The sequence below is a fragment of the Lyngbya aestuarii BL J genome (assembly GCF_000478195.2).
In the GTDB taxonomy this organism is placed as follows: Bacteria; Cyanobacteriota; Cyanobacteriia; order Cyanobacteriales; family Microcoleaceae; genus Capilliphycus; species Capilliphycus aestuarii.
Map to the genome: position 1 here is coordinate 1 of NZ_AUZM01000060.1, position 14,653 is coordinate 14,653.

At 42.8% G+C, this 14,653-nt stretch carries 11 protein-coding genes; 6 read left to right on the forward strand and 5 right to left on the reverse strand.

Features of this window, described 5'->3' with window-relative positions; translation table 11 throughout:
* The coding region (locus M595_RS20665) for a M48 family metalloprotease (protein WP_023068421.1) at positions 1-2,221 on the forward strand (2,221 nt) is incomplete at its 5' end.
* Positions 2,222-2,565: 344 nt separating this feature from the next.
* Here the strand turns inward: M595_RS20665 and M595_RS20670 are convergent.
* Positions 2,566-2,952 carry a hypothetical protein gene (locus M595_RS20670; RefSeq protein ID WP_023068417.1) on the reverse strand — a complete coding sequence of 129 codons (387 nt, stop codon included), beginning with the start codon at positions 2,950-2,952 and terminating at the stop codon, positions 2,566-2,568.
* A gap of 55 nt (positions 2,953-3,007) precedes the next feature.
* Here M595_RS20670 and M595_RS20675 point away from each other — a divergent pair, with 55 nt between their 5' ends.
* Entirely contained in the window at positions 3,008-3,481 is a 474-nt protein-coding gene (locus M595_RS20675) for an RNA recognition motif domain-containing protein (RefSeq protein WP_023068393.1), read from the forward strand.
* 104 nt (positions 3,482-3,585) lie between these two features.
* On the opposite strand, the gene crtB is transcribed toward M595_RS20675, so the two are convergent.
* Both crtB and pds read right to left on the reverse strand, forming a co-directional pair.
* Positions 3,586-4,515 (reverse strand): 15-cis-phytoene synthase CrtB, encoded by a 930-nt coding sequence (gene crtB / locus M595_RS20680; protein WP_023068405.1) that lies wholly within the window; start codon positions 4,513-4,515, stop codon positions 3,586-3,588.
* 44 nt (positions 4,516-4,559) lie between these two features.
* Positions 4,560-6,014, reverse strand: coding sequence for a 15-cis-phytoene desaturase (pds, locus tag M595_RS20685; protein WP_023068390.1), 1,455 nt, complete (start codon positions 6,012-6,014; stop codon positions 4,560-4,562).
* Between the two features lie 224 nt (positions 6,015-6,238).
* On the opposite strand from pds, the gene dnaK reads away from it, so the two are divergent.
* Positions 6,239-8,239: a molecular chaperone DnaK gene (gene dnaK, locus M595_RS20690; protein ID WP_023068420.1), complete on the forward strand. Its 2,001-nt coding sequence runs from the start codon at positions 6,239-6,241 to the stop codon at positions 8,237-8,239.
* Positions 8,240-8,306: 67 nt separating this feature from the next.
* The gene (locus M595_RS20695) at positions 8,307-9,308 is read left to right on the forward strand and encodes a DnaJ C-terminal domain-containing protein (protein ID WP_023068415.1); all 1,002 of its coding nucleotides are present in this window, start codon (positions 8,307-8,309) and stop codon (positions 9,306-9,308) included.
* Positions 9,309-9,390: 82 nt separating this feature from the next.
* On the opposite strand, the gene tal is transcribed toward M595_RS20695, so the two are convergent.
* Positions 9,391-10,542 (reverse strand): transaldolase, encoded by a 1,152-nt coding sequence (tal, locus tag M595_RS20700; RefSeq protein WP_023068406.1) that lies wholly within the window; start codon positions 10,540-10,542, stop codon positions 9,391-9,393.
* A gap of 66 nt (positions 10,543-10,608) precedes the next feature.
* Positions 10,609-11,127, reverse strand: coding sequence for a universal stress protein (locus M595_RS20705; protein ID WP_023068413.1), 519 nt, complete (start codon positions 11,125-11,127; stop codon positions 10,609-10,611).
* A 468-nt stretch (positions 11,128-11,595) separates the two neighbouring features.
* Between M595_RS20705 and M595_RS20710 the strand changes: the two genes are divergently transcribed.
* Together M595_RS20710 and M595_RS20715 are read left to right on the forward strand one after the other, a co-directional pair.
* The gene (locus M595_RS20710; RefSeq protein ID WP_023068409.1) at positions 11,596-11,817 is read left to right on the forward strand and encodes a hypothetical protein; all 222 of its coding nucleotides are present in this window, start codon (positions 11,596-11,598) and stop codon (positions 11,815-11,817) included.
* Between the two features lie 42 nt (positions 11,818-11,859).
* On the forward strand, positions 11,860-14,583 hold the full coding sequence (locus M595_RS20715) for a cation-translocating P-type ATPase (protein ID WP_023068396.1): 2,724 nt from the start codon (positions 11,860-11,862) through the stop codon (positions 14,581-14,583).
* Positions 14,584-14,653 lie beyond the last annotated feature (70 nt).

Genomic DNA, 14,653 nt, shown 5'->3' on the forward strand with positions numbered 1-14,653 from the left:
CTGGGCAAAAAACCCCTTAGAAGACTTAAGAAACCGTTATTCGTTAGAAACCGAAGCCAAAGCTAATCATAAAAATCCCACCCCCCCATCAAAAGAGGCGGGTTTTGTTCCTTTTGAACCTTCGTTACACCCCCCCCATATTAACCCCCAAAAAGATGCGGGTTTTGTTCCCTTTGAACCGCCTCAAAAAAAGCCTTCTGTTGATGCAGAACTCAATTCTTCTCGTTCAAAAGTATCGCCCAATGATCTAAATGTTGTCAAAAAACCGAATATAATTAAGCCCCGATCTCCAGCAGAAAATACTTTAAATTCAACACCACCTGAAACGGATTTAAAACCGGAAATACCCGGAACGGAAGAAACAGTTGAAAATCAACCTTCAATAGATATTAATCCGATTTGGAGACAAGCCGATCGCGCGACGCAATGGCGGCGTTTAAAACCTTTAAAATTAACTCGATTTTATCTTGAACAAGCTTTAACCGTTTTTGTATTGATTTGGTTTACACCCAAGTTAATTGAATTTTTGATGGATACGGCAAATAACTTGTTATTGTGGTTGCCGTTTGTTAACCCTTTGCAACTATTTTATCGTGATCCCACTCAATTTGTTTATATGAGTTTTGCAGTCTTATTTGTGTTGTCGCCCTGGCTATTGGATGGGTTGTTAAAACTGGCTTATGGGATGAAACCTTTGCCAATGACGACGTTATTTAACTATAGCCAAGAAGCCAATCGTATTTTAAGAAGTTCTTGTCAACAACGCAATTGGAAAGTGCCGACACTCAGAATATTACCCACCCAGGCACCCATTGCGATCACCTATGGTTGTTGGCCGAGATTTGCGAGAATTGTGGTCAGTCAGGGATTACTTGATCAACTCTCGGAAGATGAAATTGCGGTTATTTATGCCAGAGAAATTGCTTCAATGGGTCAGTGGGATTTTCTCGTGATGACTTGGGTAACGATGATTATTCAAGTTCCCTATCAGCTTTATTGGCAGTCTGCAAACTGGGTAGAAAACTCATTGGATTTAGTTAATAGACTTCCCCAGTTTATCCCTAATTTTGTGAAATCAAGCTTATCATTTCTGAGCAAGATTATCAACCCAGTTTTCACAATTGTTTCACCATTGAGTTATGGCTTATATCGAATTTTGCGTTTACCTACACTTTGGATCTCTCGCCGACGAGTCTATTATAGTGATCGGATCGCTTGCAACCTGACGGGAAATCCCAATGGACTGACTCGTGCTATGGTGAAGATAGCGATGGGAATGGCAGCCGATATACAGCAGCAAGGAACAAGCAGCTTATTGGAAGGGTTTGATCTATTGATGCCCGTTAGCTACAAACAAGCAATGACCTTCAGCAATGTAGCAGCCTATGGTAAGATTGAGTCTCTGCTCAGTTGGGATTTAACAAATCCTGATCGCAAATGGTTGTCCGTCAATAACACGCATCCAGTAATTGGCGATCGCTTGTTGATACTCTCTCACTATGCAAGTTTTTGGAAATTGAACACCGAGTTTGATTTATCTGCGGAAAATTCTGCTTCTATCTCCCCTCTGTCTAAGCAACACAGTCGTTTGCTGCTGCAAGGGGCGCCTTATTTTGGAATTCCGGCGGGTTTGATGCTGGGAAGTCTATTGTGGTTATTGGGTGGAATTTTTTCAACTGTGGGGGTATGGCAGCTAGAATGGCTACTCGGGGATTTTTGGATTTTGGCAGGTTGCATTCCCCTCGCTTGCAGTTTAGGGATTTTTATTCGCATCAATTCATTCTTTCCAGACATTAAACCCGCAACACTATTGCCCAAGCCTAATTTGGTGAGTCTATTGACTAATCCTAATGCCTTGCCGATTGATAGTCAACCGTTGCGTCTGGAGGGGAAACTCTTAGGGAGAAAGGGGTTGAGTAATTTAATGGGACAGGATTTGATTTTACAAACCTCTACAGGGGTGATTAAATTACATTACATTCCGGTGTTGACTCCTTTAGCAAATTTTGGCAAGTCAACTCATCCGGTTGATCTGATTGGCAAGTCGATGAATGTAACAGGATGGTGGCGACGCGGGGCGACTGCTTGGATAGATGTGGAGACCATCGAAACTCAAGATCGTCAAGTAACCTTGACAGCAGGGCATCCCATTTGGTCTACAATCTTAGCTTGCGCGCTCACTTTTTGGGGAGCTTATATGATTTCTCAGGGAGGATTCTAAGTTTTTGTAAGTTTGTAAGACCGTGAGATTTGCATTTTTCTCCACTCAGTGTTACATTTGTTTACAAACCTTTAATAGTGGATTAACCTGTTGGGTATGTCGAAGGAAGACTTCAATCAATTGAAAGAAAGATCCGTGAAGACATTCCTGTTACAATCCGAAAAAATTTGAACAAGTTACTAGAAATATGCTCGCAGCTATGATATCTTAGAAAATGGCTTTAAATTATCCGGTTAGGAATAATAGAGAGCAGAGTTTTATAACGATGTTGCTGTTTTTTACTGAACAGGTATCTGATCAAACGACTTTTTTTCCAAATGTTCTATTTTGTACCATTGGGTGTACTAAACTTGAATAGGCGTTACATCAACAGGAAGCTGAAATCCATTGATATTAGTTTTATAGTCTGGGTTCCAAGTGTTTTCATCGACACCCAAAGGAATAGAAAGTGTATACGGTAGTAAGTTATTGAGAAATGACCGGAAGTTTACAAAGCAGCCTAACAAATTATAGTTTTCTGCATCAGCAAATACAGGTGGAGAGGAAATTACAAAGTCACCCGGTTGGTTGGTATAGACAAAGGAAAAGTTGTCAATTTTTTTGCGACCCAAAGCAAAAAGACTCTCCCCTTCGAGAGTATTGTTCAATACCAGATGTTTTTTATTTAGAAAAGAGCAGTCGTAAATTTCTCCGGCGTCAAATGACGGAGGAGGTACACGACCGTTGTTCATTCAATGCTAAGTTTTCTCGCTAGCTCATTTTAGTTAATAATTGGAGGCTTTACTCATGCCAGTTCGTCTTTATGTCGGAAATCTTCCCAAAGAACTTGATCGCAAAGAATTGCAGGACGTTTTTGTTGAGGAAGGAGATAGTGTTTCAGCCAAAGTCATTACCGATCGTAAGACTGGAAAATGTCGAGGCTTTGGTTTTGTGACAGTACAAACCGATGAAATAGCCGATCAAATTGTTGAAAAATACAACGGCTTCATGTTCAAGGAAAACCCCCTCAAAATCGAAAAAGCCTTACCTCGTAAAAAAGGGAAGGGTGACAAACCCGAAGGTGCATCCGAAGAAGAATCTCGTCCTGCGGCTAAAAGTTCCGGTGCTGGGAAGAAGAAAAAATCAAATCGAGGAGGGAATACATCTTCGAGTTCTTCAAGCAGTTCATCAAGTTCTAGCGACTCTGTTCAACCCGATCCGCGTTGGGCCGATCAGCTAGAGAAACTCAAAGAAATGCTCAACGCTCAAACCACCAATTAAAATCCCGAGTTTTAGTTTTTATTTTCTGACAAGACAAAACCCGCCTGAATTAATTTTCGGCGGGTTATTTAATTCAATTCGGAGTGGGATCAACAGGTTCAAAATTACAAGACCTTCGATCTCAAAAGCGCAACAGGCAAACAAAGCAACTTACGCCGAGTCGGAACATAGGCTCGTTTGCTAAAAACATCGTACTGGTTGCGCTCAATTTCATTGAGAATCTTGCTGTAGAGAAGCAATGCCGACCAAACCGGCCAACGAATATCAGGACTCAAAGCACGAATTCCGCGCTCGGCTTGAGTATAATATTTACGCGCTCGCTGAATTTGAAAGCGCATTAGTTCTCGCCAGCGATCATCGACAACTCCATTCAATAAATCGTCTTGCGTGTAGTTGAACAAGGCTAACTCTTCTAGGGGAAGATAAATACGACCTCGGCGAGCATCCTCACCGACATCTCGGAGAATGTTCGTCAGTTGATTGGCAATTCCAAGGGCGATCGCTTCTTCTGTCGGGATATCAAAACCTTGTTCCTGATCCCAGGGAGCCTTTTGGTCAGATTGGGCAACACCCATCACGGCCATAGACATCAACCCAACTGTACCCGCCACCCGATAGCAGTACAGTTTCAACTCTTCAAAGGTTTCATATCGACTGCGGTACAGATCCATACGTTGACCCGCAATCATATCTCGAAACGGCTGAATATCTAGAGGAAACTGGCTGAGAGTATCCACTAGAGCCACGTCTTCATCATCAATGGGATCTCCTGCAAAAATAGATTCGAGGTGTTTTTCCCAATGATCCAAAGTTTCAGCCGTTGTTGAACTCGCTAATGGCCCATCAACCCATTCATCGGTACGGCGACACCAGACATAAATTGCCCAGATCGCCCGACGTTTGGCGAATGGCATAAGCTGAGTTCCCATATAGAAAGTTTTGGAATACTCCGCAGTAATCTGACGACAGAGTTCGTAGGAGTCTTCCAAGGAAGCCAGAGTTCTCATCCGGAGGGACTTAGACAGTTGTAGCATTCGTCGTTTTTCTGCTCTGTCGCTATCAGCCGTAAATCGGTTGGTTATTGCGTAACAGGGGTGCGGGGTTGGGAATTGACAGTGGGTGAATTTCCATCCAGAGTAGAATCAACCACAGCAGCCTGGGCTTGCTTGTCAATTAAGGCTGAGTCCTGACTAATAGCTTGCGCTGTTAGTTTACCAGAAAGTACAGCACCTTCCATACTACCCAGATATCGTTGCATCGTATAATCCCCAGTTAAAAAGAAATTGGGAATCGGTGTAACTTGAGACGGACGACAAGCCTGAGCGCCTGGAATGGCTTTATACACCGAACGAGGCGTTTTCACCACATGAGACTTCAACAATTTCGCCTGATGGGGAATTTGTTCCGGAAATAATTTTTCCAATTCTGCCATCGTTACTGCCACAATCTCCTGATCGGACTTGCCGATCCAGTCTTTAGCCGGCGCTAGAACCAACTCTAACATTGAACGATTGGGGTCAGAATAAGCCTTGCAAGTATTACTCATATCTGCGTACACACTCAGAAGTGGCGATCGCGAAAATAGCAGATGATCAATATCAGTCAGCTTGCGATCAAACCACAGATGTACGTTAATCACCGGAACGCCCTCTAAACCCTCTAGCTTTTGAAAATAATCCAATTGCTGCCAAGGTTCAGGTAACATCAACTTCAGCGGATCAACGGGCATCGCCGAAACATAAGCATCGGCTGTCAGTATCTCGTCTGATCCGCCCATCTGAAAGCCACTGATGCTAGTATCGGCATTCAATAAAAACTTTCTAATCGGTGAGTTGAGTCGGACTTCACCCCCTCGCTCCGTAATATAATCTACAATCGGCTGACAAAGGCGTTCGGTGGGTGAACCATCCAAAAACCCCATCTTAGAGCCATTTTTCTCTTGTAGAAAGCGGTTGAGAGCCGTCAGAATAATGGTTGCTGAAATCTCATCCGGGTTAATAAAGTTAAGAGCTTTTGACATGGCGATAAACACTTCCTTCTCAACCCGAGGCGGAACATTTTGCTGTTCTAGCCACTCGGAAAAAGAGTATTTATCCATTTCCTCAACGTACTTCTGCCCCTGAATCATCGCCGGAATCAATCCCAAACCAAACCGGATCTTCTCCGGCCAGGTGAGCATATTATTATTACGCAGGATCGCTATCACTCCATTAATTGGAGCAGGCAGATCGGGAAAATCGAACCGAGAATAGGTGCCTGGCTTTTCCGGCCGGTTAAAAATCATTGAGTGTTCTTTCCATTGCAGCCGATCCTCGATCCCGAGTTCCTTAAACAGCTGCAACATATTCGGATAGGCACCGAAAAAAATGTGCAAACCCGTTTCGTACCAGTCCCCGTCTTCATCTTTCCATGCAGCCACCTTGCCACCTAATACATCTCGGCTTTCCAAAAGAATGGGGGTATGACCCAAATCCGTGAGATATTTGGCACAAGATAAGCCTGCTAAACCTGCTCCGGCGATCGCAACTCGCATTGATAACCTTATAGTCTATGTGCTTGTGTTTTGTTCTCATTATACTTTACATCTTGTTACATTCAAGGTGTAGATTTATTTGGAGTTTAGAAGTGGGGAGTTTAGAAGTGGGGAGATGGGGAGATGGGGAGATTTTGCCTGTTGCCTTTTGCCTGACTTGACACGATAAAATAGATGATCGGACAACCAAGCCAAATCGAAGCACATAAGGAGAAAACCAACGCATGGGTAGAGTAGTCGGCATTGACCTGGGGACAACCAACTCTGTGGTCGCTGTCATGGAGGGCGGAAAACCTATCGTGATCGCCAATTCTGAAGGAATGCGGACAACCCCATCCGTCGTTGGTTTTACCCGAGAAGGGGAACGCATCGTCGGACAGATGGCCAGACGACAAGCGATTTTAGATCCACAAAACACCTATTTTGGGGTGAAGCGGTTGATGGGGAATAAATACACTGACCTCAACCCCGCCTCCAAACGAGTTCCTTATACCGTTCGTCGCGATGAAGTCGGCAATGTCAGAATTCGTTGTCCTCGCTTGAAAAAAGACTTTGCACCCGAAGAAATCTCAGCAATGGTCTTGCGAAAGTTAGCCGAAGAAGCCACCCGTTATCTCGGCGAAGAAGTCACCGGGGCTGTGATTACCGTTCCTGCCTACTTTAACGACTCCCAACGCCAAGCCACCCGAGATGCAGGACGAATCGCCGGACTCGATGTTAAACGCATCCTCAACGAACCCACTGCCGCCTCTCTTGCCTATGGAATGGAAAAATGTGAATATGAAACCATTCTCGTCTTTGACTTAGGTGGAGGCACCTTTGACGTTTCTATCCTCGAAGTCGGCGATGGTGTATTTGAAGTCAAGGCAACCAGTGGCGATACTCAACTGGGAGGAAATGACTTTGACCAAAAAATCGTTGATTGGTTGGCCGATCAATTTCTTGAACAAGAAGGAGTCGATCTCAGACGCAACCGCCAATCCCTACAACGGTTGACTGAGGCCGCCGAAAAAGCCAAAATTGAACTTTCCGGGGTTGGTGTCACTGAAATCAACCTACCGTTTATTACCGCCACCGAAGAAGGGCCGAAACATCTCGACTATCGACTCAGTAGAGGCGAATTTGAAGGATTATGTGCCGACTTGGTTCAACGTCTGCGTCGTCCGATCAAACGTGCTTTAGCCGATGCCAATCTCAGTCCAGATCGGATTGATGAAGTTGTATTAGTGGGCGGTTCAACCCGAATGCCGATGGTGCAACAAGTGGTTTACAGTCTGATTGATCGCGAACCCAATCAAGGCGTTAACCCCGATGAAGTCGTAGCAGTCGGCGCTGCCATTCAAGCCGGAATTTTAGCCGGAGAAGTGCGAGATATCTTACTGTTGGATGTCACCCCTCTATCTATTGGTTTAGAAACCATTGGCGGGGTTATGAAAAAACTCATCCCTCGTAATACCACCATTCCTGTGCGACGTTCAGATATTTTCTCCACTTCTGAAAATAACCAAACTTTAGTCGAAATCCATATCTTACAAGGAGAACGAGAATTAGCCAGCGATAACAAATCCTTGGGTAAATTTAAACTCACCGGAATTCCGCCCGCCCCAAGAGGTGTTCCTCAAGTTCAGGTTTCTTTTGATATCGATGCCAACGGGATTTTACTCGTCACCGCCCTCGATAAAACCACTGGACGCGAACAAAGTGTCACCATTCAAGGCGCATCCACCCTCTCTCAAGAAGAAGTCAACCGCATGATCCAAGAAGCGGAACAATTTGCCGATCAAGACCGACTACAACGTGAACGAGTCGAAAAACGCAACCGCGCCCAAGCCTTGACTTATCAAGCAGAACGACAACTACGAGAAGTCGCCCTAGACTACGGAATGCAATTTGCCCAACGTCAGCGAGGACGGATTGAAACCTTAATTCGGGCTTTGCGTGATAGCCTGGAACGAGATGATGATCGCGGCATTGATCAAATTGGGGCGGACTTACAAGATGCTCTGTATGAAATCAATCGAGAAGTGGCTGCAATGGGCGCTGAGGACGAAGATGATTTGTTTGGTTCGATCCGGCGAACATTTTCAGGAAGCGATCGCCGCCGAGAAGAACGATATGACTACCGCGACTATCCACCTCGTTCAGAACCTTTAGACACACGTCGATCCCCCAAACGTTATTACCAAAGTGATGACTGGGATGAAGAAGAAGATGATTGGCTCTAAAATTTTTCAGAGGAATAAATTCGGTCGATACTCTCAACTTTAAACGCAAAACTTAATCAACCCAATCATGCAAAACTTTCGTAACTATTATCAAATTTTAGGCGTTCCCAAAGACGCAACTTTAGAAGAAATTAAAAGAGTCTATCGCCGACTCGCCAGACAATATCACCCCGATCTCAATCCTGGTGATAAAGAAGCTGAGGAAAAATTTAAAGATATTGGGGAAGCTTATCACATTCTTTCTGACCTCGAAAAACGGGCGCAATACGACGAATATAGTCAATTCTGGAAACAAAAAGGATTTCAAGGTCGCACCCGTTCTCCTTTTTCGGGTTTGAAAACTTGGGCAAATAAATCAACCAATGGTCGCACTCAAACTCAAGAGGTTGATTTCGGAGACTATGCCGATTTTAATGCTTTTATTGATCAATTATTAGGACGACGACGAGAAGTCAGAACGGTTAACGCAGACGCGCCTCGGGTGGCTTCTTCTGATCCCTATCGTTCTCCCCGCACGAAAGCGGTTTATAAGGCAGATTCTCGCGAAGCAAAACGGGATATTGAAGCCCGACTGACTTTACCGTTAGAAAAAGCTTATACAGGCGGAACTGAACGCATTCGTTTAGAAGATGGGCGCAGTTTAGAGGTTAATATGCCTTCTGCAATGATCACAGGTCAACGTATTCGTTTGAGAAATCAAGGTATTGGAGGAGGGGATTTATATCTGAAAATTAATGTTGTCCCTCATCCCTATTTTAAACTCGAACGCTCCGATATTTTTTGTGAAGTTCCGATTACTCCCAGTGAAGCCGTGTTAGGAAGTGAAATCGAAGTTCCGACTTTAGATGGTTGGGTAAAAATGAAAATTCCTCCGGGTGTAACATCCGGTAAACGATTACGTTTAGCCAATAAAGGTTATCCGACCGGCACCGGAAAACGAGGCGATCAATTAGTCGAACTGAAAATCGTTTTTCCTCCAGATCCCAGTCCTCAAGAACGAGAATTGTATGAAAAATTACGCCAAGTTGAAGCGTTTAAACCCCGTCAAGATTTACCTGTCGATCTTTAATTTGAGCTTGCATAAAAAACAAGGAGGCTATTGATAACCTCCCTATCTTAATATCTTTTGATCACTTGAAATTTATTTGTTTCTAGACCGTGGCGAGTTGTTGCGTCTTATCTTTGAGAGACTTCATTAGCTCATCATAAGGCTGAACAAACTTATCAATTCCTTCTTCTAGGAGTTCAGACATGACTCGATCTAAATTGATATCAATATCAGGCTCTTGCAAACTTTCCATCAATTGATAAGCTTGATCCACATCCGTTTCTATTTTATCCTCAGAAGGATGACAATGATCGGCGCAAGCTTTTAGGGTTTCGAGAGGGACGGTATTGACTGTATTTTTTCCCACCAATTCATCGATATACATGACATCGCTGTATTCAGGATTTTTGGTACTGGTACTCGCCCACAGTAAGCGTTGAGCATTTGCACCTTTTTCTTCTAATGCTTTCCAGCGTTCACTCCCGAAAATTTCTAGGAATTTTTGATAGGCAATTTTAGCATTTGCAATCGCAACTTTACCTTTTAACTGACTCAAACGTGCTTCTTCGTTTAAGTTTTCAGTCCCAATCTTTTTAATTCTTTCATCAATTAACTGATCAACTTTCACATCGATTCGACTGAGAAAGAAACTGGCTACTGAAGCAATTGAGTCAATGGGTTGATTATTCTTAACTCGTGTCTCTAGTCCCCGAATATAAGCTTGGGCAGCTTCTAAATAGCTGTCTACAGAAAATAACAGCGTCACATTAACGTTAATACCTTCAGAAATAACCTGTTCTACCGCCGGAATTCCCTCGGGAGTTCCCGGGATTTTAATCATTACATTCGGGCGATTAATTTCGTTAAAATACCGTCGAGCTTCTGAAATTGTTTTTTGAGTATCTCGCGCCAGGTTGGGTGGGATTTCGATGCTAACGTAACCATCTAATCCCTGAGTTTCATCATATATGGGACGAAAGGTATCACAAGCGTTGCGAATATCGTCAAAAATTAAGTGAGTGCAAATTTCTTCTACAGATTGGTTCTTCTCAATCCCTGCTTTGATATCAGCATCATAACTTTCATTTCCCATGATAGACGACTTGAAAATAGCCGGATTGGAAGTGATTCCTCGAATGTTGAGATGTTTGATTAAATCTTCGAGTTCTCCTGATTCAATTAAACTGCGATTTAGATGATCCATCCAAATGCTTTGATTATACTGGCGAATTTCTGCAATATGATTCGTAGCCATAGTTAATTTTCTCCTATTTTGTCAATTGTTTAACCAACTTTTCACTTCTTACAAAAGATCATTAAGTTAGTTTTTGTCTTGTACCACTAACACCGAACAAGGTGCATGGTGAACGACATGATTACTCACACTTCCGAGAAAAGCTTCTTCTAAACCTGTGCGACCTGTACGACCCACAACAGTTAAATCTGCATTCCATTCCTGAGCTGTTTTACATATGAGTTCGCCGGGATTTCCCCGAGATGGAATACATCTATATTGAGCGTAAACTCCTTGTTTTTCAGCTACAGTTTGATAGTTATGTAGCCAGCTCTCTGCTTCTGCTGTCGATTTTTTTATCTCTTGTTCAGTCGCTTGTAATACCTCTGTTTCCGTCATGGAAGGATACATTCTCATCATGGGATTTAAACTGGTTCCTGTTGGTGCTTCAACGGGCGGTACAGCTGGCATTTGTGTCCACCTTTGTGTACAAAAAATCAGCAGTAATTCAGCTTTTTGAGTGTGAGCAATATTTAAAGCTTCTTCAAATACATCTTCTCCTTGAGAAGATCGATCTAATGCAGCTAATACTTTATGATAACTCATAATATTAAACCTTTTTTCTATCGTGCATACCTTCAGCGCATTGACTTGCTAAAACTTTTAAAAATCTATTGTTTATAAATTTAACATCAAAAACAAGTAACATCTTCTATCACAAGATGGAGATCTATCTCTTTCTATAAAATGAGAGTGGATTGAAAAAATATTCCTATTTACAGATGCAAATTTACCCGTAAAATGATAAATTTAGATAAAGAAAATAAAAGTTATATTCAATAGTATTGATTTTTGATCTAAAAAAAATCCCCCAAAAGTATTAGGTAAATCTCTATCTGGAGGTATAAAAATATAACGATTAAGAAATTTATAATAAAAGTTATCCCTAAAATCTATAACGACCAACGATACAAAAGATCAGAAATGAATCAAAAATCTGATTAATATTTTCTCATCTAGAGTTATTTTAGCTCTCCAGTTCACTTAAACCTGTTCATTCAATCCTTTTTAAAAATGATTATCTGTCCGATCTGTTCGGGAGAATTAACTCGTCATGTTTTTCAGCACACAATCTGTTGGTTTTGCTTAGACTGTCGGCAAACATTTTCAGACTTTTTAGTCGAAAAATACAACTATCAGCCTTCAGCTTTAGTTGCGATCACAAAAGTTAGTCCCCAATCCCTCACTTCCCAAAAAAACAACCGTTCTTATCCCTCTCAAAAGTTAGCCTCATAACAGTCAAAAGTTTCACATTCTATTTTTTTAGGTTAACCCCAAATGACCCAAACTCAAGAACAGCAAGAACAGTTAGATCTTCGGTGGACAAGCTCCCATTCAGCAGAAGAAAACCTGAACAAACTTTCCGTCGAAACTAACCAGGGACTCTCCGGTTCTACGGTCAAAAAAAGACAAGAAAAATACGGCCCTAACCGTTTACAAAAACTCAAACATCGCAGTGCTTGGCAAATCTTCATCGATCAATTTAAAAGTCCAATTATTGGGTTATTAGCGATCGCCGCCATTCTCTCCTTTTCCTTTCAAGATTGGGTGGAAGGGGTTGCCATTATTATCGCGATACTTTTAAACACTGTGATTGGCTTTTTTACCGAATTAAAAGCCGTCAATTCGATGGAATCTCTGCAAGAACTCAGCCATACAAAAGCCAACGTTCGACGGGATGGAAAAGTTCAAGAAATTACGGCGGAAGAATTGGTTCCGGGAGATATTGTTGTTCTTGAAAGTGGGGATTTAGTTCCGGCAGATGTGCGAATTTTTGAAGCATCAAAACTGCAAGCAGATGAGTCGGCTTTAACCGGAGAATCGGTTCCCGTCAGTAAAACAACAGAAGCATTAGAAGGCGATCTTCCCCTAGCTGAACGTACAAATATGTTGTTTAAAGGAACAGCAATTACACGGGGTTCGGGTGAAGGAGTTGTGATCGCAACCGGAATGAAGACCGAACTCGGTCATATTTCCTCAATGACGGCACAAGCTGAACAAGAATCTACTCCCTTAGAACAGCGACTCGATAAACTCGGTCAAAATTTAATTTGGGTAACATTAGCAGTTGCTGCATTGGTGGCGGGGGCGGGAATTATTGGGGGGAAAGAATTATTTTTAATGATTCAAACGGCGATTGCTTTAGCTGTAGCTGCGGTTCCCGAAGGACTTCCAATTGTGGCAACCGTCGCCTTAGCGCGAGGAATGTGGCGCATGGCAAAACGCAACGCTTTAATCAACCGTTTATCAGCCGTAGAAACTCTGGGGGCTACTAATATTATTTGTACTGATAAAACCGGAACTTTAACCGAAAATCGCATGAGTCTAGCGCAAATTGCGTTAGATTCTGGCATCGTAAAAGTCAGCGGAGAAGCATTAGAAATTGAAGGTAAATTTACCCAAGATAAAGACTCAATCAATCCCCAAGAAAATGACGGTTTGCGCTCCCTCTTAGAAGTGGGAGTTTTGTGTAATAAAGCCAGCTTACCTCAATTTAATGAACACAAAGATAAACCCACTGGTGATCCGATGGAAGTCGCCTTATTAGTTGCCGGAGCTAAAGCAGAGCTTCGCCGCCAAGAACTATTAGAAACCTATTCTGAAGTGCGGGACGTGCCGTTTGATTCCGACACGAAAATGATGGCAACTATTCACGAAGACGAAGACGGTTATCGTTTTGCAGTTAAAGGCGCTCCTGAGTCAATTCTTGATGTTTGTACTCAACAATTAACCTCAGAAGGCGTTGAAGATTTAAGCGAAGATGACAAAAACGCTTGGCGGGAACGCTGCGATCAATTGGCAAAAGAAGGATTAAGAATTCTTGCCTTTGCCTCTAAAAATACAGATGATTCGGAAGCCGAACCCTACAAAAATCTAACCCTTTTAGGCGTAGTCGGATTACTCGATCCCCCCCGAGAACAGGTTAAAAAGTCGTTAAAAGCGTGCCACGATGCAGGAATTCGAGTGATTATGGTCACAGGAGATCAACCCGTTACCGCTCGTAATATTGGCTTGGCTGTGGGTTTAACCACCGAACAAGAAGCCGAAGCTAGACGGGGTGAGGAACTTCAATCTCTCGACAATTTATCCAAACAACAAAAGCAAGAATTACAACAAGTTCCGATTTTTGCTCGCGTTAGTCCCGAACAGAAATTAAATTTAGTGACCCTACATCAACAGCACAATGCTATTGTTGCGATGACGGGAGATGGTGTTAACGACGCACCCGCATTAAAGAAAGCAGATATTGGGATTGCGATGGGACAAAGGGGAACGCAAGTGGCGCAAGAAGCGGCAGATATGGTCTTACAAGATGATGCCTTTTCGAGTATTGTTGCTGCGGTCGAACAGGGGCGGGCAATCTTTGGGAATATTCGCAAGTTTACGCTGTATTTACTCTCAGGAAATATGGGTCAAATTATTGCGGTGGCTGCGACTTCATTGGCGGGCGCACCCTTACCTTTATTACCCTTACAAATTTTATTTCTAAATGTCATTAACGATGTGTTCCCGGCGTTAGCTTTGGGGGTAGGGGAAGGAAGTCCCAACCTGATGAAACAAAAGCCCCGCGATCGCAGTGAACCGATTTTACCCCGCCGTCATTGGATGGCAATTGTGCTGTATGGGGTTATTATTTCGCTAACCGTTTTGGGGGTATTTTGGCTGTGTTTAAGTCGGTTAGGAATGGAGGAAGATAAAGCAGTTACTATCTCATTTTTGACCTTGGCTTTTGGTCGCCTGTGGCACGTTTTTAATATGCGGGATGCAAACTCTGGACTGTTAAGAAATGAAGTCACAACGAACCGTTATGTCTGGTTAGCACTTTTACTTTGTACGGGTTTACTGTTGACGGCTGTTTATTTTTCTCCCCTAGCAAATGTGTTGAAAATAGTTAATCCCGGTTTGCAAGGATGGGGATTCATTTTAGGAGGAAGTTTAATTCCGTTAGTCCTCGGACAGATACTCAAAGCGATCCTTCCTCAAAAGTGGTTTGCATTGTAAATGAATCTATCCCCAGTCAGTTTTCTTAAGAGCATATTTTCTTTAGGCTAGATGGAATAACTGCAATCAA